The organism is Stenotrophomonas sp. GD03958, assembly GCF_029839005.1.
In the GTDB taxonomy this organism is placed as follows: Bacteria; Pseudomonadota; Gammaproteobacteria; order Xanthomonadales; family Xanthomonadaceae; genus Stenotrophomonas; species Stenotrophomonas hibiscicola.
Genome location: NZ_JAOBZT010000042.1, coordinates 1 through 17,823, shown reverse-complemented (window position 1 = coordinate 17,823; position 17,823 = coordinate 1). Strand labels below are relative to the sequence as shown.

Sequence of the window (17,823 nt, the reverse complement as noted above, 5' to 3'; positions counted from 1 at the left end):
GCCGCGCTTGGGAGAAGCGCGGCCGATTCGTTGGGTTCTACGCAATACGATATCGATAGGCGAGAGCTTGCAGGTTCGCATCCGAGATTTGCCACGGCTGCTGAATGTGCGCGGTTCCTCCGGCGCAAACGGGTACGCCGTCGTGCGACTGCAGTTGGATACCATGCACGACGAACAGGCCGTTGTTCGGATGATGCTTTAGGTGGTGCTGCACTTCGTTCTTGGTGAGCACGATGTCCCCCAAACCGCCGGTGGTTCCCTTCACCTCGATGTAGTGAACCTGGCCTTCCTTTCTGATCTCCAGATCGTAAGGGGCCGTAGCACTCGTATCCTTGATTTCATATCCCGCGCTGCCGAAGTGCTCCTTGGCAAGTGCCATCGCTTGCAGCTCCACTGCTCGGCGCTGAGGCTGCGTGAGCCCAAAGCCCTGTCCAGACTTCTTGCGACCCGAGGCGGTCTCTTCGATCGCCTCGACCACTGCAATAACATCCGGTGAAGTTTGGCCGCTACGCTTCTGGGCCGGCTCACCTCGATAGATGTTCTTCAGTAGACGCGCCATCGTGAGCATGTCGGCGCGCAATTGGTCATCGGACGGAACGTGATCCTTGGCGTAGAAATACGAAACAACTGTGGTGCTTTCGTAAGCCTTTGCCAGAGAGCCGCCGCCCAAAGTCATGGATTTGAGTAGTCGTGGATCCGCGGTGATGTCATTCTCAAGTATCTCCAAGGCCCATCTAGTTAGGCGCTGAGTCTCGCCCGAGGAACGCTTGATAAAATCGCCATCAATCTTCTCGGTAGAGGCATGGGAGAGCGCTAGATAGACGCCGGAGCCATCCTCACGGAACAGCCACACCACATACCAGCCCGTGGTTGCGGTGGGCGAGCGTGCTTCAGATGCAAAACGAACCCACGGAACTTGGGACTTTCTGCCGATCCCATCACGCCCAACAAGTAAAAAATCCCCCGGCTCGATGTCTGATGCAAGGCGAAGTTGCTCGGCGTTCTCGCTAAGCAGCTTAGGTAGCTGATGCTTGATGATCTGGCCGCGAGCCTGCATGGCAGCTGTCGGCAATGAACTGTATTGAGGCTGCAGTTCCATCACCTTCTGCAATTCGTCCCTGATACCCACGACGCCCCCTGCGCTATTTTCGATAGGCGCAATTAATGCATACAGGGATATCGATCCGCAATGCGTATCAAGTCGGTGTCATTGGCGTCAAGGCATGTCGTTTGTGGGTTGTTTGGCGCAGATATGACCAGCAGCCCCGCGGTAGGCGGGGCTCCGGTCGGGATAGCTTCCGATTGGACTGAATCTCAAGTAGGGCGCTGCAGGTCAGCGGACGCCCTGGTCACGTGATGGCCGGCTCTGAGCGGCGCCGGCGTGCTTACCCCATCCGCGGCGCGGGGTTCTGCATTTCCTGCGCCTGCGCCTCAACCTGCTGCTGCACACCCAGCCCCAACTTCTGCATCGACTGCTCCACCGGCGTCTGCGCGGCCACCGCGGTCGGCATCATCGCCCGCAGGTGCGCCGGATTGGCCGGGTCGCCCTGTACCACGAAGATGTTGTGTCCCGCCGGCTGGTTGGCCGTGGCGTTGCTGACCAGCACGTGGTCGACCTGCTGCAGGCCCTGCTCGCGGGCCAGCACGGTCAGGCTGGCGGTCAGCCGCTCGCTGGTCTGGTCGAACGGACGGCCATGCTGGGCATCCAGGGCAGCCACGCCCTGGCGGATCTGCTGGTTGAGGCCATAGTCGGGGTGGTTGGGGGTGAGTTCTGCCATGGCGATCGAACGGTAGCGGTGGGTCGGGGTGAGCCCCGCCAGTATAAATCCGGCCGGTGAAGGGCGCCGGAAAGGTCAGTCTGCCGGCCGATGGTCGTAGCTGATCACCCGCTCGGCCAGCCAGCGCCCGTCCACGCGGCGCCAGACCTGGATGAAACGGGCCTGGCCGGTCCAGTGCTCGATGCCGTTTGCATCGCGCTCGTGGAAGCGGTGGTCGCCGATTTCCAGGGCGCGATCGTCGTGCAGCGGAAACACCTGCAGCGAGCTTTCCACCAGCTCGCGGCGCAGATGGGTGCGGTTGGCGCGGGTGCTCTCGCATAGGGCGGCCACGCTGCGGCGGAAGTCGTCACGCTTGCTGGCGGACTTGCCCGCCTTGTCATGGAAGAACTCCATGTCTTCAGTGGTCATGGCCGCGGCCTTGTCGGCGTCGCAGTCGTCGAACGCGGCGGCGAACAGCTGCGCGTCGGCCTGGTGGATCTGCTCGCGCAGGTCATCGGAGGGCGCGGGTGCGGCGGCGAGGCTGGCGGCCAGCAGGGGCAGGGTGAGCAGCATGGCGAGGCTCCAGGGCGGGATTCATGCAGGCTCGCACGGTGCTCCGAGGGCCGCAGCCGCCCTGCGACGAAACGGGATTTCCAGGGCGTGAATGCCCGCATCTATGGATTGGCCGGGTAGCGTGCCCTGTGCAGGCGGTGTCATGGCGGCCGGCGATTCCATCACGGTCGCGATAGGGGCCGGCCCATAGCCTGAAATCCGCCCCTTCCACAGGAGCTCCCATGCCTGCTTCCCGCGTCCGCCTGCACGTTGAAGACACCGGTGGCGATGGCCGCCCGGTCATTCTGATTCACGGTTGGCCGCTGTCCGCCGATGCCTGGAAGACGCAGGTGGCGATCCTGCGCGACGCCCAACACCGGGTGATCAGCTACGACCGGCGCGGCTTCGGCCGCTCCGACAAGCCGGCCGAAGGTTATGACTACGACACGCTGGCGGCGGACCTGGCGGGGTTGATCGAGGAACGTGACCTGCGCGACGTCACCCTGGTCGGCTTCTCGATGGGCGGCGGTGAGGTGGCGCGCTATGTGGCCAACCACGGGCAGGAGCGCCTGCACAGCGTGGTGTTTGCTGCCGCCGTGCCGCCGTACCTGCTGCGCAGTGATGACAACCCGGACGGCCCGCTGACCCAGGACAAGGCTGATGAAATGCACAGTGGTCTGGAGAAGGATCGCGAAGCGTTCTTCGACGGCTTCACCCGCGATTTCTTCAGCGCCAACGGCAAGCTGATGGTCACCGAGGAAGCGCGCCAGGCGGCGATCGCGCTGTGTCATCAGTCCGACCAGACGGCAGCGCTGGGCTGCATGAAAGCGTTTGCCACCACGGACTTCCGCGATGATCTGAAGAAGATCACAGTGCCCACCCTGATCCTGCACGGTGACAGCGATGCCATCGTTCCGTTTGAAGGCTCTGGCCAGCGCACGCACCGGGCCATTGCGGGCAGCGAAGTGGTGATCCTTGAAGGCGCCCCGCACGGCTGCAATACCAGCCATGCCGACCACTTCAATCTTGCCCTGCTGAACTTCCTGAAGCGGTAAGCTGCGGCCATGCGCGAACCGAAGATGCCACCGTGGAAGAAGCCCAACCCCAAGGGCCAGACCTCGCAGCCGCTGTCGCCTGCACAGAAGGAGGCGGCGCGGCAGCGGGCGGAAGAGAATGGCCGGCGTTACCCCAATCTGGTGGACAACATGTGGGCCGCCAAGCTGCCGCGCGGATCATGATCTGTAGAGTTGAGCCATGCTCGACTCCGCTCTGCATCCATCCACGCATGGCGTGGATCTACTGCAAAAGCAGCCGAGCGTGGGCTTGGCTCTACAGCTTGGCCAGCGGCTTCCAGCCGGGTTCCAGCCAAGGCGCGATCTTGTTCTGTCGAACCGTGACGGCCTCAGCCGGCAGCCCCGCCAAGCGCGCAAGCTCTGCACGCAGCAGCTCGGCATCCACCGGCACGGCCGTAGCCACCTGCAGCCGATCACCCTGATGTCTCACCTGTACCGGTAGCGTGGCGCGCGCGTCCTGCTGGCCGCCGGTGCGCCCGATCGGGTAGCGCATTGTTACCGGCCGTGACAGCTGCGCCAGTGCGGGCTGCCACGCCTGCAGCACGAGGGGCTGCCCGGCAGCGGGAACATGTACTTCAGCAATCGTGGCTGGGTAGCCGGTGAGGCTCTCGACCATGACCTGGAAGCGCGCGCCATCTGGTACGGCCAGCACGGCGGCGATCAATACGCACAGCGAAACGAATACCGCCGCCAGGATCCAGCTGCGCGGCGCGGTGGCCGGTCGAGTCGCGTTGCGCAGCCCCGGTTTGCGCCGCAGCTTGCGCGCGTAGATACGCCGGTCCTTCCTGCGCGGGCTGCTGCTGTGCTCAGGCAGGTTCAAGGGAACGCAAGGAAGGCGCGCCACGCGGGCCTGGATCAGGCGCGAGAGCAGCATCCACGCGATCACGAACGCCAGCAGCGGGAGCAGGGTTCGCACCCACAGATACAGCGTGACCATCCACAACACCTCTACAGACGACCATCCATGCTCGTCTACATCCTACCGGGACCACGCGGTGGTTGTCGTATACGCCAGCCGACAGGCACAGGATGCTTGGTTAGGATGGTCCTTTGTTGTCATGGATGAACCGATGGTCTCTGCCGCTGCCCGCTTCTGTCGCATCTGTGGTCCCGGCCCGATCCTGCTGGCGCTGCAGGTGGTGGCGTTGCTGGCGGTAGGCCTTGCAGCCGGCTTCTTCCACTACCGTGTGGGACTGCTGCTGGAGCCGGTGGATGACGCATGCGGTGGGCCCGACGCGGCCGCACGCATACAGGTGGCCGAACAGCTGCTGGCGCGATCCACTGCGCTTGCACCGTGGCAACCGTTGCAGTGGATTCCGATGGCGGGCGTGGTGCTGGCGCTGCTGGGCGCGATGTCGATCAGCGTCTATCGGCTGGGGCGGTTGTCCGGACGGCTGCGGCGGGCCAACCGGGTCTTGATGATGCTGCATGGCGCGTTACTGGTGCTGGCGGTGCGGGCATTGCATCTGTACGACATGGCATGGACCAGTGTGGCCAAGCTGGCGCCGACAACCTGCCTGATGGAACTGGGGGAACAGGGCAGTTTGCCGCTGGCACAGGCGCAGGAGGTGGTGTTCGAGATCCTCACCCACGAGCATGCCCCGCTGCTGCGCAATCCCGATGATCTGGCCCTGGTGCTGTTCGCAGTGATGCTGATGGCGATGGCTGCAGGATTCATGTTGTGGCGGGCGATCGTGAGGGCCAGGTCTCGGGCTACGTCAGGAGAATGCTAAGGCCTGGAATGCCTGGCATCCGCTTTGATCATTTCATCGGCCTCTTTGCACGACAGGCTCTGGCGCAGATCCTTCCGATCGAGCATATAGACAGGAGAAGACTTTCCCGCAAGCTTCAACTGCAGTGATTCACCGAATGGAATGACCCGACCCAAGGGCTTCGTCCAGACGACGGGCGCGTCGCGCTGTAGCGTTCGGTCAATCAGCGATGCCATTGGCTTGGCCTGAGCATCGATCGCAAGGCGAACACATCCCGCTGTTCCAGTGCTGCCCATGCTCAGGATTGCGCGTGTGATGGGGGCGGATGTAGTGGGAAAGATGCACGCCAGTGAGACCGTCAGTAGTCCTCCCCAGAATGCTTGCCTGACTACACCAAAGTGGCTGCTGCGCACGATTGCCAGAACGGCAGCGAATTGTAAAAGCGCAACAAGCAATGTACTCAGGGCAATAGTCAGGAGAACCGCGACTGTCCCGTACCCAGCTCCATCAGCGGCATTGGCGGCTACAGAAGCAACCAGAAACATGGCGAAAACTTGCAGGATACCCGAAGGGAAATTCGAAAGGACTGAGGAATGCTTGAAGCGATGCCGGTGAGGGCGGCGTATTAGTCGGGCACACAGCGTTAGTACCGAAAAGCTTATGAGCGCCCATAGAATCACGATGATTTCGGATGCCGTTTCATCTGTATTGAAAAGGAGCATCCCTGTGGCCGCGGCGGTGAACAGCAGCCCTGGCGACCAGAGGAGAAGAAGCCATTGAGGCGAGTTAATCCTCACGAAATTCTGAACTGGCGTTCGAAAGAAGGAACCGCGGTCCGGAATGATGGCGACGGCCATGAGCCTGCCTCTCTTGCTCCTGGCAGCCCCTTCCATTACCAAAGTGCAGATGTAGCCAAGGAATGCGCCGATCACGACAATCAGTACAATGATGATTGCAAAGAAGAGCGGAATGAATGCTACGAAGTCAGAGGAAAGGACATTGATGGCAATTCGTTCCTGCATGCAGAAGTGCGCGATGGAAGCGCCGCAGAGAAATACAATGCCTCCGACAAAGAATGACGTATTCTCGCGGATGGTAGCCGCGATTTCCTTTAGGTCATTCTGCCAGGACGATTCGTTTGTTCTGCTTGTTCTGTCCATGAAAATCCTGGTCTGGTTGGGTTAGCATGAATCGTCGTCCAAAGAGCCTGTCCCGGGAATCAGGGTAATCCCTACAGTTTAGGCGAGGAAAATCCAATGTGTTGGTTGCTTCGCGCTGTACCGCTACTGCTCTGTTCGTTGGCGGTACACGCCGCTGAAGTAGACCGCCGGATTGCGGTGACCATCGACGACCTGCCCTGGGCGCGGGTGGATGAGATCGTTCCGTCGGACCTGCAGGCGCGGCATGAAGCGCTGATGGACCAGCTGCGCGAGGCAGGCGTGCCGGTGGTCGGCTTCGTCAACGAGAACAAGCTTGAGATCGACGGGCAGATGCAGCCGGCGCGGGTGCAGATGCTGCGTGACTGGCTGGACGCCGGCTACATGCTGGGCAACCACACCTACTCGCACATGGACCTGAACGCCAAGGGCGTGCCTGCGTTCCAGCGGGATTTCCTGCGTGGCGAGACGGTGCTGCGGCCGTTGCTGGCCGAGCGCGGGCTGAAGCCGCAGTGGATGCGTCACCCCTATCTGCGTGCGGGGCGCACGCCGGAAGACCGCGCGGAAATGGACGTGTTCTTCAAGCAGCTTGGCTACCGCGTGGCGCCGGTGACGGTGGACAACGGCGAGTGGGTGTGGGCGTTCGCCTATGCCAACGTGATGAACGAGCAGGCGGATTCGCCCGCGCGCGCGGCGACGCTGGCGCAGCTGCGCAAGGGCTACGTGCCGTACATGCTGAACAAGCTGGACTATTACGAGAAGCAGTCGCAGGCGCTACTGGGGTACGCGCTGCCGCAGGTGTGGCTGATGCACGCCAATGAGCTCAACGCGGCGACCTTTGCCGAACTGGTCGCGGCCACGAAGCGTCGCGGCTATCGCTTCATTTCACTGGACGAGGCGATGCGTGACCCGGCCTACGCGCGGGGTGCCGAGGGCTACAACGGCCGCTATGGCCCGAGCTGGCTGCACCGCTGGGCGATGGCGCAGAACAAGCCGAAGGACTTCTACGCCGGCGAACCCGAGGTGCCGGCGTGGGTGATGAAGCTGGCCAAGGTCGACTCGGAGTGACGCTCAGCGCTTGACGGCCAGCACGCCGTCCAGCGCCAGTTCGGCCTTGAAACCCGCCTTTTCCAGGCGCTTGGCCACCTCACGCGGCACATCGCGGCCGCTGGTCAGCTTGTTCGGCGCGCCGGTGTAATGGAACAGGCGGCCGCCCTTGCGGATGACGCGGGCGAGGTGGTCATAGAACACCTGGGAGTACAGCTCGCCGGCGATGCCGAAGCGCGGTGGGTCGTGCAGGATCGCATCGACACTGTTGCTGGCCACCTGTTCGATCTGCTGCGAGACGTCACCGTGGCTGAACTGCAGGCGGCCACCGGCGGCAGCCGAGTCTGGATCCGGCGACCACGGGTTGAGCGTGCGCAGCCACATCACATCGGCGTTCTTCTCGAACGAGCGGATCTGGCCGACACCGGCCTCCAGCGCGCAGGCGGCGAAGTAGCCCAGGCCACCGCAGGTATCGAGGATGACCTTGCCGGCCGGCGCGACCAGCTCCACCTTGCGGCGCGCATCCTCGAACGGCGACAGCTTCGAGGTCGGCAGCATCTTGATGCCGTCGATCTCGAAGGTCGGTGCGCCCCATTCGGTCGGCACCAGCTTGATCAGCGAGCCGCTGTAGCGCGAGATCGGCGCGAAGTCCTCGCCATCCCAGTAGTACAGCGTGCGGTCCTTCAGCTTGCCCGGCCACGGGTAGGGCTGGCCCCGGAAGTGGAAGCCGTCGGCATCCAGCACCACGCTGTCCTGGCTGCGGCCGAGGTCGAGCGAGCCCTGCCATTCGGCAGCGCCCTTGTCATGGGCACGGCGCAGGGCGTCAGCGCTGTCGCGGGTCAGCAGGGGGCCGAAGTAATGGGGCACGGCGGGTACCGGGGCGTTTCGGGGGAGGGCATGGTACCGCAGCTGTTGTAGCGCCGAGCCCACGCCCGGCTCCACATGCCTGCATCCACGCGTGGCGTGGATCTACTGCAAAAGGAGCCGAGCGTGGGCCCGGCGCTACAGTTCAATCGCACTTCACCGCATACACCGGCCCAGCCCCGATCAGCATCAGCGCCATGTAGTCACTATCACTGGCCTTGCCCTTCAACGTCGCGCCCTTGTTGAAGTGGAAGATGCCGAAGCCACCGGCCATGCGGATCAGCGCACTGTCGATCTGGTCGGCGTCGTCGCGGAAGTAGCGGCTGATCTCGCTGGAAGTGGCCTTGTGCAGGGCATTGGGTTCGCGCTGCCACTGCTCGCCGCGGCTGAAGGAGACGAAGTACTGGCCGCCTTCGTTGTCGATGCGGAAGTCGGCGGGCTTGCGCGCGCCGGTGGCGAAGCAGCCCTGCAATGGGTCGGCGGAGAAGGGACGCCGCGCATCGTCGCCGCAGGCAGTGAGCAGCAGGGCACCGGGCAGCAGCAGGCGGAGCGCTCGCATGGGATGTCCCTACAGTGCAGGTGCGGCTAGTGTAGGCAGCACGCGGGCGTGGCCCGTGCAGAAATTCGGCAAGGACACAGGGGTTTTCGGATGGCGCAGGGCAAGACACCGTGGTGCGGCGTGGCCAGTTGGCTGGGTATTGCAGTGGGGTGGGGGGCAGGCGCCGTAGCGGCACAGGCGGCGGTCGCTGCGGGTGGCAATGGCATGGCCGCAGGGCTGGGCGTGGGCGTGCTGGGTGCGGCGCTGGTGGGCGGCGGCCTGGCCGTAGCCTCGCGCGTGCGCGGTGAGTGCTGGCCATGGATCGGCATCAGCGGTGCGGTGCTGAGCGCGCTGCCGCTGCTGATGTACGTGCTGCGGATGATGCTGAAGCTCTAGCGGTAGTGCCGGCCGCTGGCCGGCACCTGCAGGTCGCATGCGGCGTTCATGGAGTTGCCGGCCAGCGGCCGGCACTACCGGATGCAGGTCAGGTGCTGCGGTGGATCTCCACGGTGACATGCACCAGCTCCTCATGGATCGCCAGCGCGTTGCGCAGGGTATCGGCATCCAGCGTGGCGTCGCTGGTGACCACGCTGGCGCTGACCGCGTACTTGCCGCGACCGACCTGCCAGACGTGCAGGTCGGCCAGGCGCGCCGGCCACGGGCCCTGTTCGATCACTTCGCGTACTTCGGCCACCACCGGAGCGTCCATCTGCGCGTCGAGCAGGATGCGGCCGCTGTCGCGCAGCAGGCCCACCGCCCACACCGTGACCAGCACGGCGCCGACCAGGCCCATCACCGGGTCCAGCCAGGTCAGGCCCAGCAGCTTGCCGCCGAGCAGGGCGATGATGGCCAGCACCGAGGTGGCGGCGTCGGCCAGCACGTGCACATAGGCCGAGTGCAGGTTGAGGTCGTGACTGTGCGCATGGCCGTGATCGTGGTGTTCGTGGTCATGCCCGTGATGATGGCCATGGTCATGCCCGTGGTGGTGATGCGCGTGGCCCGGGCTGTCGTGCAGCCACCATGCACAGAGCAGGTTCACGCCCAGGCCTACCGCAGCGATGGCGATGGCTTCGTTGTAGTGGATCGGCGCCGGTACCCACAGCCGCTCCAGCGACTGCACGGCCATCAACGCGGCCACGCCGAGCAGAGCGATGGCGCTGGTATAGCCGGCCAGAATCTCGATCTTCCAGGTGCCGAAGGCGAAGCGCGGGTCGTGCGCGTAGCGGCGTGCGCAGCGGTACGCAAACACCGAGAGCCCGAGCGCCAGCGCATGCGAACTCATGTGCCAGCCGTCGGCGAGCACGGCCATGGAGTTGAACCACCAGCCGCCGACGATCTCCACGACCATCATGCTGACGGTGAGCCACAGGGCGCGGCGGGTATTGCGTTCGGCCAGCGGGTTGCCGTCGTCGAAGCGGTGTTCGTGGCGGCGGGCGGCGGCGAGGGCGTCCAGGTGCATGGAGGCGGGAACTGGAGTGGATACCCCCATAGGGTATATGATCCCGCCATGGCGCACGTACACAAAAATCGTAAGCAGCTGCTGACCCGGGTGCGCCGCATCGCGGGCCAGGTGGCGGCGTTGGAGCAGGCGCTGGACCAGCCCGAGGGTAAAGCCGGCGACTGCGCGGACGTGCTGGTGCAGGTCGCCGCCGTGCGCGGTGCCGCCCACAGCCTGCTGATGGAGCTGCTGCATGAGCACCTGCAGGAACACGTGGTGGGCGCCGAAGACCCGCAGCAGCGGGCGGCCGAGGCCGAGGTGCTGGTCGAGCTGCTGCGTCGCTACGGCAAATAGGCCGAGGGCGGGTAGAGTCGACTGTTAGTCGACTGCGCTTCGTACAACCAACGAAAAACCCCGCGCTTCGCGCGAGAGTCGACTAACAGTCGACTCTACCCCCGTGGCGGTGCCGCGCGTTCCAGATGTGCGTGGCGGCCAGCAGCAGGCTGCCGGTGACCGTCATCGGTGTTTCCCAGTCGTGCGAGGGCAGCGCAAGCGCGCCGGCCAGCAGCAGGCCGAGCCCGGCGCCGGCGGTGGCCCAAGCCAGCACGGGGAGGCGACGGCGACGCTCGGCCCGCCACAGCGCGTAGCCGGTCAGCGGCAGGGCGATGGCCACGAACAGCAAGTGCACCCATTCCGCCTCGGCCCACGCGCCGAACAGCGGCAACGCGGCGGCCAGCAGCGGCAGCGCCAGGCAGTGCAGCAGGCACAGGCTGGACAGGGCGACAGCGCCGGCATCGAGCAGGGCGGCAGACGGCGACTTCATCGGGGGAGGCTCCTTGCGCGACAGATGTTATACAGTAACATTTCCGTTCCGCAGCCAACCCGCTCCGACATGAACACTGTTTCCCGCGCCGACCGTCGCCTTCCGGTCACCGTGCTGTCCGGCTTCCTGGGGGCCGGCAAGACCACCCTGCTCAACCAGATCCTGCGCAACCGCGCGGGCCTGCGTGTGGCGGTCATCGTCAACGACATGAGCGAGGTCAACATCGATGCGCAGCTGGTGCGCGAGGGTGGGGCCGAACTGCGCCGCACCGAGGAGACGCTGGTGGAATTCAGCAATGGCTGCATCTGCTGCACGCTGCGCGATGACCTGCTGCAGGAAGTGCGGCGCCTGGCCGACGCCGGCCGCTACGACTACCTGCTGATCGAGTCGACCGGCATCGGCGAGCCGATGCCGGTGGCAGCCACCTTCGCCGTACGCGACGAGCATGGCTTCAGCCTGAGTGACGTCGCGCGACTGGACACGATGGTGACGGTGGTGGATGGCAGCGCGTTCCTCGCCGACTTCGGCTCGACGCTGCGCCTGGCCGAGCGTGGCCAGCAGGCCGGGCCGGACGACGATCGCGGCGTGGTCGACCTGTTGTGCGAGCAGGTCGAATTCGCCGATGTGATCGTGGTCAGCAAGGTCGATCAGACGGAAGATGACTTGCTGCAGGACACGCTGGCCGTGCTGCGCGGCCTGAACCGCGACGCGAAGCTGCTGCTGTCCCGCTTCGGTGACGTGCCACTGGCCGAGCTGCTGGACACCGGCCGCTTCGACTACGAGCGTGCGCAACGTGCGCCGGGCTGGGTGAAGGAACTGCGTGGCGAGCATACGCCGGAGACCGAAGAGTACGGCATCGGCAGCTTCGTCTACCGCTCGCGGCGACCGTTCCATCCCGCCCGCTTCGCCCGCGCGCTGCAGTCGGGCATGCCTGGCGTGATCCGCAGCAAGGGCTGGTTCTGGCTGGCCAACCGCATGGACTGGGTGGGCGAACTGAACACCGTGCGCGCAGCGACGCGCACGCAGGCGGCGGGGTTCTGGTACGCCGCGCGTGATCGCGTGCGCGCTGGGCTGGAGGACACCGCGCCATTGCTGCCGCCCACGCCGCTGCCGTACAGCGACCTCGGCTGGGCACGGCAGCAGGCCGATTGCTGGAGCGCACCGTTGCCGGGGCCGGAGGACTTCCCGGATGCGGCCGCGCATTCGGCGATGCAGCGCCTGTGGCATCCGTTGTGGGGGGATCGCCGCCAGGAGTTGGTGGTGATCGGCGTGCACATGGATGAGCGCGCGGTGCGAGCGGAGCTGGACGCGTGCCTGCTCAACGATCAGGAACTGCGTGCGGGGCCGTTGCTGTGGCAGCAGTTGCCGCAGGCGTTCCCGGTGTGGAAGCGGTGAGCGAACGGCTCCAGTAGATTCACGCCATGCGTGGATGGCGGTTCAACCGGTCTTTGCCCGCCTTGTAGAGCCGAGCCCACGCTCGGCTGCAATTGCAGTGGTTCCACGCCATGCGTGATGCGTCAGCCGAGCGTGGGCTCGGCTCTACAGAATCGAACCCACGCATGGCGTGGATCTACAAGGCGTCGCGCCATTGCCAGGCGTCGGCGGTGATTCGCAGTACCTGCGTCGGTCGCAATGCCTGCAGCAGGTGCCGGTCGTGGCTGACCATCACCAGTGCGCCCGGCCACGCCGCAAGCAATTCTTCCAACGCCTGCAACGCGCTCAGATCCAGCGCATTGCCCGGCTCGTCCAGCAGCAACAGCTGCGGTGCGGGATCGGCATACAGCACGCTGGCCAGCGCGCCTTTCACCCGTTCGCCATCGCTGAGGCTGCTGGCTTGCCGCTGGATGCGCTGCGCGTCCAGCCCGAGCAGGGCCAGCCGTGTGCGCAGTTCGCCGGGGGCCGCGCGCGGGTTGGCGGCCTGCACGGTGTCGAGGATGCTGCGCTCGCCGGACAGCCCCAGCAGCTGCTGGTCGAGAAGGGCCAGTGGCGCATGCCGTTGCACGATGCCGCTGCGCCCAGGCAACTGGCCGGCCAGCACGCGCAGCAGGGTGGATTTTCCAGCACCGTTGTCGCCGACCACGGCGATGCGCTGCCCGCGGCGGATCTCCAGCTGCAACGGCGCACTGCAGCCATGCGGCAGCACCAGGGATTCGGCCTGCAGCAGACGCGTGCTGCCACGTTCGCCTGCGACGGCAAACAGCGCCAGCTCCGGCGCCACATGCACCGCCGATGCCGCTGCGCGAAGCTGCTCTGCGCTGGCCTGCAGGCGTTCGGCCTGTACCAGCTGCGCGCGGCCGTGGCTGGCCTCGGCGCGCTGCTTCTGCCGGCCGAGCAGGATGGGGGCCTGGTTGGCCTGCTTCGCATCGCTATTGCCACGCGCCTGGCGTTGTTGTTGCCGTTCGTGCTGTTCGCGCGCGCTGCGTTGCTGCTGCCGGTGCTGGGCGCGCGCATGGTCGAGCTGGGCGGCGGCAGCTTCGCGCTCGGCGGCGCGCGCATCGGCGTAGTGCTGCCACGGTCCGCCGTAACGATGCAGCCCGCGCCCATCGAGCTCGACGATCTGCTGCATGTGCGCCAGCAGCTCGCGATCATGACTGACCGCCAGCAGGCCACCGCGCCACTGCTGCAACTGCTCGTACAGCTGTTGGCGATGGCGTGCATCGAGGTGGTTGCTGGGTTCGTCCAGGATCAGCCAGTCGGCACCGCTGCCCCAGGCACCGGACAGCGCCACCTGCATGGCCTGGCCACCACTGAGGCGCGCGGCAGGCTGGGCGGGGTCGAGGTCATCGGGCAGCCCGAGCATCTGCCATTGCTGCTGCAGGCATTCGCGCAGATCCCAGCGGTCGCCGATGCAGGCGAAGTCGGCCTCATCCACGCTGCCGGCTTCGATGCGTTGCAACGCGGCCAGTTCCGCGCCGACGCCGGCCAGTTCACCGACCGTGCCGGCGGGTGGATAGCCGGGCGTCGGCAACAGGAACACCTGGTCACTGCCGCGAACCTGGCCGGTGTCGGGCAGCAGCCGCCCGGCCAGCAGGCGTGCCAGCACGCTCTTGCCGGCGCCATTGGCACCGACCAGGCCGGTAGCAACCGGTTCGAAGGAAAACGTCAGATCGGAAAACAGCAGGCGGCCGTCGGCCAATCGATAGGACACGCGATCGAGCGTGAGGGAATGCGGGGTCATGCGACCTCCATGGATGCCGGGTTCTCCCCTGCGCGCAGGGGGCGGGAAGAGTCAGGCCGTCTGGTGGGAAGACGGCGGCATCAATGGCGCATTGGTCGCGAGCCTCTGAGAGGAGTGTAGGGCCAGTATAGCGGGGTCGGCTGAATGGTTTGATGGCTCTGCACTACAAGAGCATCCACGCATGGCGTGGATCTACTGTGGGCCGGGCATGGGTGGATTGCTCGTGGCTACGGCACGGTACCCAGGCGGTCGCCGACGAAGTCGATGAACACCCGCAGCTTCGGCAGTACGTGTCGGCCCGACGGCCACAGCAGATGGAAGGTGCCGCAGGAATGCACGTGTTCGTCCAGCACCGTGACCAGGCGGCCGTCGGCCAGGGCATCGCGCACCGAGTGCACCGGCACGAAGGCCAGGCCGATATCGCGCAGTGCGAGCGCCACCCGCGCTTCGATGGTGTTGGCCACCATGTGCACCGGAAGCTCCTGCGGCGTTTCATCGTCGGGCCAGTGGATCGGCCACGGTTCCAGCTTGCCGGTGGTGGGGAAGCGATAGTGCAGCAGCGTGTGCTGCATCAAGCCTGCCGGCGTGCGCGGAACGCCGCAGCGCTGCAGGTAGCCCGGCGAGGCAACGACGCGGCGCGGGAACACACCCAGGCGCCGTGCGTTCATGCGTGAGTCGCTGGGTTCGCCGACGCGCAGCACCGCATCGAAGCCCTCCTCGATGACATCAACCAGGCGGTCACTGAAGTCCAGGTCCAGGCGGATATCCGGGTACGCCGCCATGAACTCGGCCATCAACGGCAGGGTGAGGTCGCCAACCAGGGGCAGGCTGATGCGCAGGGTGCCACGGGGCGAGGCGTGCGGTTGTGCCAGCTCGGTGCGCGCGGCATCGCGTTCGTCCAGGATGCGCCGGCAGCGCGCCAGGAACAGCTGGCCCTCGGCGGTGAGGGTGATGCTGCGCGTGCTGCGATGGAACAGCCGTACGCCCAGCGCGTGCTCCAGCCGTGCCACGCACTTGCCCGCTGCCGAGGCGGAAATACCCTGCAGGCGTCCGGTCTCGACGAAGCTGCGGGTGTCGGCCGCGTGCACGAAGGTCTGCAGGTTGGCGAGGTTGTCCAGGACTGACATGGGCGTGCGGGCAATGAAAGCGGCAGGGTAGGTTGCGTGAAGGTAGCGGGCGGCACCGCCATCGCAACACTGTGATGCGCGGTGGCGTGGGGACGGTTGCGGCCATGCAGTTCCGGCAATCATGCCGATTGCGGACTGGACGGTCCATGATGCCCGGAGCGGCAACCGGCTTTTTGCGCGGCCACCCGCTGCCTAACGTGGCGGCCTCTCCCCACGGACCATCGCGATGAATGCTGTTCCTTCCCTTGCCCCTGCGCCGACGCTGCCTTCAGTGGAGCGGCTGCTGAAGCAGGTCCACCCGCAGCGCCTGGTCGGCGCGGTGGTGCTGGTGCGCGAGCACGGCGTACTGCGCCATGCCAGCGCGACCGGGCTGGCCGATCGTGAATCGGTCACGCCGATGCAGCGCGACCAGCTGTTCCGGCTGGCGTCGGTGAGCAAGCCGCTGCTGAGCACGGTGATCCTGCGCCTGGTGGCCGAGGGTGTGCTCGACCTGGACACATCGGTACAGCGTTGGCTGCCGGATTTCCGCCCGGCGTTGGCCGATGGCACTGCGCCGCCGATCAGCCTGCGCCAGCTGCTCAGCCACAGCAGCGGGCTGGGCTACCGCTTCCTCGAAGCCGATGTGGACGGCCCCTATGCGCGCGCCGGGGTCAGCGATGGCCTGGACGCGAACCCGCTCTCGCTGGCCGAGAACGTGCGCCGCATCGCGCAGGCACCGCTGCTGTTCGCGCCGGGCAGCCACTGGCTGTACTCGCTGGGCGTGGACGTTGCCGGTGCCGTGGCTGAAGCAGCGACCGGTGAATCTCTGCAGGCACTGTTCGAGCGCTTGCTGGCCGCACCCCTGGGCCTGCGTGACACCGCCTTCGCTGCGCGCAACGCGGCACGGCTGGCCACGCCCTATGTGAGCGACACACCGCGGCCGCACCGCCTGCGCGAAGGCGAGGTGGTCGCTCCGTTCGAGGGTACTGTCGGTATCGAGTACAGCCTCGCGCGCGCCACCGATGCCAGCCGTTTCGCTTCGGCCGGGGCAGGCCTGGTCGGTAGCGCCGATGAAGTGATGGCGGTGCTGGAGGCCTTGCGTGATGTGCAGCGTTCAGGCCTGTTGCCGCCGGCACTGGCAGCGGAGATGGCCAGCCCGCAGGTAGGCGAACAGGGGCCGCCGGAACCGGCCGGCTGGGGCTTCGGCCTTGGCTTTGCGGTGCTGCGCGATGCGGCCGCCAGCGGTACGCCGCAGAGCGCAGGCACATGGCGTTGGGGCGGCGCCTACGGGCACAGCTGGTTTGTCGATCCTGCGCGTGGGCTCAGCGTGGTGGCGCTGACCAACACCCTGTACGAAGGCATGGATGGCGCCTTCGTCGATGAGCTGCGTGATGCGGTCTACGCCGATCTGGAGGCCGCCCGATGAGCGGCCATGCCATCGATGCGGCTGGCCCAGCCGGTGAAGCCACGCGCCTGCCGTGGGCGGGGCTGCTGGCGCTGGCCGGTGGCGGCTTCATCACTCTGCTGACCGAGACCCTGCCGGCCGGCGTCCTGCAGCCGATGGGCGAAAGCCTCGGCGTGAGCGACGCGGCGGTTGGCCAGCTGGTCAGCGTGTACGCGCTCGGCTCGGTGATGGCCGCACTGCCGATGACTGCGTTGACCCAGCGCCTGCCGCGACGCGCCTTGTTGCTGGCCGCCATTGCCGGCTTCGTGGTGGTCAATACGCTGACCGCAGTGAGCAGCAGCTATCCACTGATCCTGGCCGCGCGCTTCCTGGCCGGGGTGAGTGGTGGCCTGTTGTGGTCGCTGGTGGCCGGCTATGCGGCGCGCATGGTGGTGCCCTCGCTGCAGGGCCGGGCAATTGCGGTGGCGATGGTCGGATCGCCGTTGGCGCTGTCGCTGGGCGTACCGGCGGGCACGTTGCTGGGGCAGCAGCTCGGCTGGCGCTGGGCATTCGCCCTGATGAGCGTGCTGGCCGTGGTGCTGTTTGCCTACGCACGCTGGGCGCTGCCCGCGCTGCCGGCGGCGGCAGCCGGCCGGCGCACCTCGCTGGCGACGGTGTGGCGCATGCCCGGCGTGCGCAGCGCGCTGGCGGTAATGGTGCTGTACGTGCTGGCGCACAACGTGCTCTACACCTACATCGAACCGCTGGCGGTGGAGGCGGGGGCCGGCCCGTGGCTGGACCGCCTGCTGCTGGCCTTCGGGCTGGCGGCCATTGCCGGTATCGGTATCGCTGGCTGGGGTGTGGATCGCCACCTGCGCACGCTGGTGTGGGCGGCCGTGATCGGCTTCATCGTGCCGGTGCTCGCGCTGCTGCTGTGGCCGGGCGACGCGATCGCGCTGCTGCTGGCGACGATCCTGTGGGGCGTTGCCTTTGGCGCGGTACCTACGTTGTTCCAGACCGCATTGGCGCGGCGTGCCGGTGCCGCCGCAGATCTGGCGCAGTCGATGCTGGTGACCGGCTGGAACCTGGCCATTGCTGCCGGTGGCGTTGCAGGGGGTGTGCTGCTGCAGGCGGGCGGCCCAAACCAGTTGGGATGGCTGCCGTTGCTGCTGCTGTCGGTGAGCGTGGCGTGGT

The 17,823-nt window shown here is 66.2% G+C and carries 20 protein-coding genes; 9 read left to right on the top strand and 11 right to left on the bottom strand.

Features of this window, described 5'->3' with window-relative positions; translation table 11 throughout:
* Positions 1 to 37: 37 nt before the first annotated feature.
* The 3 genes from N5C25_RS13040 to N5C25_RS13030 all read right to left on the bottom strand — a co-directional run bounded on the left by N5C25_RS13040 (position 38) and on the right by N5C25_RS13030 (position 2,330).
* Positions 38 to 1,099 carry a DUF3578 domain-containing protein gene (locus tag N5C25_RS13040; RefSeq protein ID WP_152905611.1) on the bottom strand — a complete coding sequence of 354 codons (1,062 nt, stop codon included), beginning with the start codon at positions 1,097 to 1,099 and terminating at the stop codon, positions 38 to 40.
* A 286-nt stretch (positions 1,100 to 1,385) separates the two neighbouring features.
* The gene (locus N5C25_RS13035) at positions 1,386 to 1,778 is read right to left on the bottom strand and encodes an XVIPCD domain-containing protein (RefSeq protein ID WP_049433459.1); all 393 of its coding nucleotides are present in this window, start codon (positions 1,776 to 1,778) and stop codon (positions 1,386 to 1,388) included.
* 75 nt (positions 1,779 to 1,853) lie between these two features.
* Positions 1,854 to 2,330: a DUF4440 domain-containing protein gene (locus tag N5C25_RS13030; RefSeq protein WP_279937061.1), complete on the bottom strand. Its 477-nt coding sequence runs from the start codon at positions 2,328 to 2,330 to the stop codon at positions 1,854 to 1,856.
* Positions 2,331 to 2,551: 221 nt separating this feature from the next.
* Here N5C25_RS13030 and N5C25_RS13025 point away from each other — a divergent pair, with 221 nt between their 5' ends.
* Both N5C25_RS13025 and N5C25_RS13020 read left to right on the top strand, forming a co-directional pair.
* On the top strand, positions 2,552 to 3,364 hold the full coding sequence (locus N5C25_RS13025; RefSeq protein ID WP_279937060.1) for an alpha/beta hydrolase: 813 nt from the start codon (positions 2,552 to 2,554) through the stop codon (positions 3,362 to 3,364).
* A gap of 9 nt (positions 3,365 to 3,373) precedes the next feature.
* The gene (locus tag N5C25_RS13020) at positions 3,374 to 3,547 is read left to right on the top strand and encodes a hypothetical protein (protein WP_021204450.1); all 174 of its coding nucleotides are present in this window, start codon (positions 3,374 to 3,376) and stop codon (positions 3,545 to 3,547) included.
* Positions 3,548 to 3,638: 91 nt separating this feature from the next.
* On the opposite strand, the gene N5C25_RS13015 is transcribed toward N5C25_RS13020, so the two are convergent.
* Positions 3,639 to 4,319 carry a hypothetical protein gene (locus N5C25_RS13015; protein WP_279937059.1) on the bottom strand — a complete coding sequence of 227 codons (681 nt, stop codon included), beginning with the start codon at positions 4,317 to 4,319 and terminating at the stop codon, positions 3,639 to 3,641.
* A gap of 133 nt (positions 4,320 to 4,452) precedes the next feature.
* On the opposite strand from N5C25_RS13015, the gene N5C25_RS13010 reads away from it, so the two are divergent.
* Positions 4,453 to 5,115: a hypothetical protein gene (locus tag N5C25_RS13010; protein ID WP_279937058.1), complete on the top strand. Its 663-nt coding sequence runs from the start codon at positions 4,453 to 4,455 to the stop codon at positions 5,113 to 5,115.
* Here N5C25_RS13010 and N5C25_RS13005 read toward each other — a convergent pair.
* A complete protein-coding gene (locus N5C25_RS13005; RefSeq protein ID WP_279937057.1) occupies positions 5,112 to 6,254 on the bottom strand; it encodes a hypothetical protein in 1,143 nt (380 codons plus the stop codon). The two genes, N5C25_RS13010 and N5C25_RS13005, sit on opposite strands and share 4 nt — an antisense overlap.
* A 96-nt stretch (positions 6,255 to 6,350) precedes the next feature.
* Here N5C25_RS13005 and N5C25_RS13000 point away from each other — a divergent pair, with 96 nt between their 5' ends.
* Positions 6,351 to 7,319, top strand: a complete 969-nt coding sequence (locus N5C25_RS13000; protein ID WP_279937056.1) for a polysaccharide deacetylase family protein — start codon at positions 6,351 to 6,353, stop codon at positions 7,317 to 7,319.
* 3 nt (positions 7,320 to 7,322) lie between these two features.
* Here the strand turns inward: N5C25_RS13000 and N5C25_RS12995 are convergent, their stop codons facing one another.
* Together N5C25_RS12995 and N5C25_RS12990 are read right to left on the bottom strand one after the other, a co-directional pair.
* Complete coding sequence (locus tag N5C25_RS12995) at positions 7,323 to 8,165, bottom strand: MnmC family methyltransferase (RefSeq protein WP_279937055.1); 843 nt, start codon at positions 8,163 to 8,165, stop codon at positions 7,323 to 7,325.
* Positions 8,166 to 8,307: 142 nt separating this feature from the next.
* Positions 8,308 to 8,721 carry a hypothetical protein gene (locus N5C25_RS12990; protein ID WP_279937054.1) on the bottom strand — a complete coding sequence of 138 codons (414 nt, stop codon included), beginning with the start codon at positions 8,719 to 8,721 and terminating at the stop codon, positions 8,308 to 8,310.
* A gap of 90 nt (positions 8,722 to 8,811) precedes the next feature.
* Here N5C25_RS12990 and N5C25_RS12985 point away from each other — a divergent pair, with 90 nt between their 5' ends.
* Positions 8,812 to 9,096 carry a hypothetical protein gene (locus N5C25_RS12985; protein ID WP_279937053.1) on the top strand — a complete coding sequence of 95 codons (285 nt, stop codon included), beginning with the start codon at positions 8,812 to 8,814 and terminating at the stop codon, positions 9,094 to 9,096.
* Between the two features lie 88 nt (positions 9,097 to 9,184).
* Here the strand turns inward: N5C25_RS12985 and dmeF are convergent, their stop codons facing one another.
* Positions 9,185 to 10,159, bottom strand: a complete 975-nt coding sequence (dmeF, locus tag N5C25_RS12980; protein WP_279937052.1) for a CDF family Co(II)/Ni(II) efflux transporter DmeF — start codon at positions 10,157 to 10,159, stop codon at positions 9,185 to 9,187.
* A gap of 48 nt (positions 10,160 to 10,207) precedes the next feature.
* Between dmeF and N5C25_RS12975 the strand changes: the two genes are divergently transcribed.
* The gene (locus N5C25_RS12975; RefSeq protein WP_111098371.1) at positions 10,208 to 10,492 is read left to right on the top strand and encodes a metal/formaldehyde-sensitive transcriptional repressor; all 285 of its coding nucleotides are present in this window, start codon (positions 10,208 to 10,210) and stop codon (positions 10,490 to 10,492) included.
* An 82-nt stretch (positions 10,493 to 10,574) separates the two neighbouring features.
* On the opposite strand, the gene N5C25_RS12970 is transcribed toward N5C25_RS12975, so the two are convergent.
* Positions 10,575 to 10,961, bottom strand: a complete 387-nt coding sequence (locus tag N5C25_RS12970) for a MerC domain-containing protein (protein WP_164144195.1) — start codon at positions 10,959 to 10,961, stop codon at positions 10,575 to 10,577.
* A gap of 69 nt (positions 10,962 to 11,030) precedes the next feature.
* Here N5C25_RS12970 and N5C25_RS12965 point away from each other — a divergent pair, with 69 nt between their 5' ends.
* Entirely contained in the window at positions 11,031 to 12,356 is a 1,326-nt protein-coding gene (locus N5C25_RS12965; RefSeq protein WP_279937051.1) for a GTP-binding protein, read from the top strand.
* 175 nt (positions 12,357 to 12,531) lie between these two features.
* On the opposite strand, the gene N5C25_RS12960 is transcribed toward N5C25_RS12965, so the two are convergent.
* Together N5C25_RS12960 and N5C25_RS12955 are read right to left on the bottom strand one after the other, a co-directional pair.
* The gene (locus N5C25_RS12960) at positions 12,532 to 14,139 is read right to left on the bottom strand and encodes an ATP-binding cassette domain-containing protein (RefSeq protein ID WP_279937050.1); all 1,608 of its coding nucleotides are present in this window, start codon (positions 14,137 to 14,139) and stop codon (positions 12,532 to 12,534) included.
* A gap of 227 nt (positions 14,140 to 14,366) precedes the next feature.
* A complete protein-coding gene (locus N5C25_RS12955; protein ID WP_058980865.1) occupies positions 14,367 to 15,266 on the bottom strand; it encodes a LysR family transcriptional regulator in 900 nt (299 codons plus the stop codon).
* A gap of 226 nt (positions 15,267 to 15,492) precedes the next feature.
* Between N5C25_RS12955 and N5C25_RS12950 the strand changes: the two genes are divergently transcribed.
* On the top strand, positions 15,493 to 16,671 hold the full coding sequence (locus tag N5C25_RS12950; RefSeq protein ID WP_251103453.1) for a serine hydrolase domain-containing protein: 1,179 nt from the start codon (positions 15,493 to 15,495) through the stop codon (positions 16,669 to 16,671).
* The coding region (locus N5C25_RS12945) for an MFS transporter (protein WP_279937049.1) at positions 16,668 to 17,823 on the top strand (1,156 nt) is incomplete at its 3' end. The genes N5C25_RS12950 and N5C25_RS12945, both read left to right, overlap by 4 nt.

Bases quoted from the DNA above. Each gene is read 5' to 3' on its own strand.
- N5C25_RS13040 (WP_152905611.1), bottom strand. From the start codon at position 1,099: ATGGAACTGCAGCCTCAATACAGTTCATTGCCGACAGCTGCCATGCAG.
- N5C25_RS13035 (WP_049433459.1), bottom strand. From the start codon at position 1,778: ATGGCAGAACTCACCCCCAACCACCCCGACTATGGCCTCAACCAGCAG.
- N5C25_RS13030 (WP_279937061.1), bottom strand. From the start codon at position 2,330: ATGCTGCTCACCCTGCCCCTGCTGGCCGCCAGCCTCGCCGCCGCACCC.
- N5C25_RS13025 (WP_279937060.1), top strand. From the start codon at position 2,552: ATGCCTGCTTCCCGCGTCCGCCTGCACGTTGAAGACACCGGTGGCGAT.
- N5C25_RS13020 (WP_021204450.1), top strand. From the start codon at position 3,374: ATGCGCGAACCGAAGATGCCACCGTGGAAGAAGCCCAACCCCAAGGGC.
- N5C25_RS13015 (WP_279937059.1), bottom strand. From the start codon at position 4,319: ATGGTCACGCTGTATCTGTGGGTGCGAACCCTGCTCCCGCTGCTGGCG.
- N5C25_RS13010 (WP_279937058.1), top strand. From the start codon at position 4,453: ATGGTCTCTGCCGCTGCCCGCTTCTGTCGCATCTGTGGTCCCGGCCCG.
- N5C25_RS13005 (WP_279937057.1), bottom strand. From the start codon at position 6,254: ATGGACAGAACAAGCAGAACAAACGAATCGTCCTGGCAGAATGACCTA.
- N5C25_RS13000 (WP_279937056.1), top strand. From the start codon at position 6,351: ATGTGTTGGTTGCTTCGCGCTGTACCGCTACTGCTCTGTTCGTTGGCG.
- N5C25_RS12990 (WP_279937054.1), bottom strand. From the start codon at position 8,721: ATGCGAGCGCTCCGCCTGCTGCTGCCCGGTGCCCTGCTGCTCACTGCC.
- N5C25_RS12985 (WP_279937053.1), top strand. From the start codon at position 8,812: ATGGCGCAGGGCAAGACACCGTGGTGCGGCGTGGCCAGTTGGCTGGGT.
- dmeF (WP_279937052.1), bottom strand. From the start codon at position 10,159: ATGCACCTGGACGCCCTCGCCGCCGCCCGCCGCCACGAACACCGCTTC.
- N5C25_RS12975 (WP_111098371.1), top strand. From the start codon at position 10,208: ATGGCGCACGTACACAAAAATCGTAAGCAGCTGCTGACCCGGGTGCGC.
- N5C25_RS12970 (WP_164144195.1), bottom strand. From the start codon at position 10,961: ATGAAGTCGCCGTCTGCCGCCCTGCTCGATGCCGGCGCTGTCGCCCTG.
- N5C25_RS12965 (WP_279937051.1), top strand. From the start codon at position 11,031: ATGAACACTGTTTCCCGCGCCGACCGTCGCCTTCCGGTCACCGTGCTG.
- N5C25_RS12960 (WP_279937050.1), bottom strand. From the start codon at position 14,139: ATGACCCCGCATTCCCTCACGCTCGATCGCGTGTCCTATCGATTGGCC.
- N5C25_RS12955 (WP_058980865.1), bottom strand. From the start codon at position 15,266: ATGTCAGTCCTGGACAACCTCGCCAACCTGCAGACCTTCGTGCACGCG.
- N5C25_RS12950 (WP_251103453.1), top strand. From the start codon at position 15,493: ATGAATGCTGTTCCTTCCCTTGCCCCTGCGCCGACGCTGCCTTCAGTG.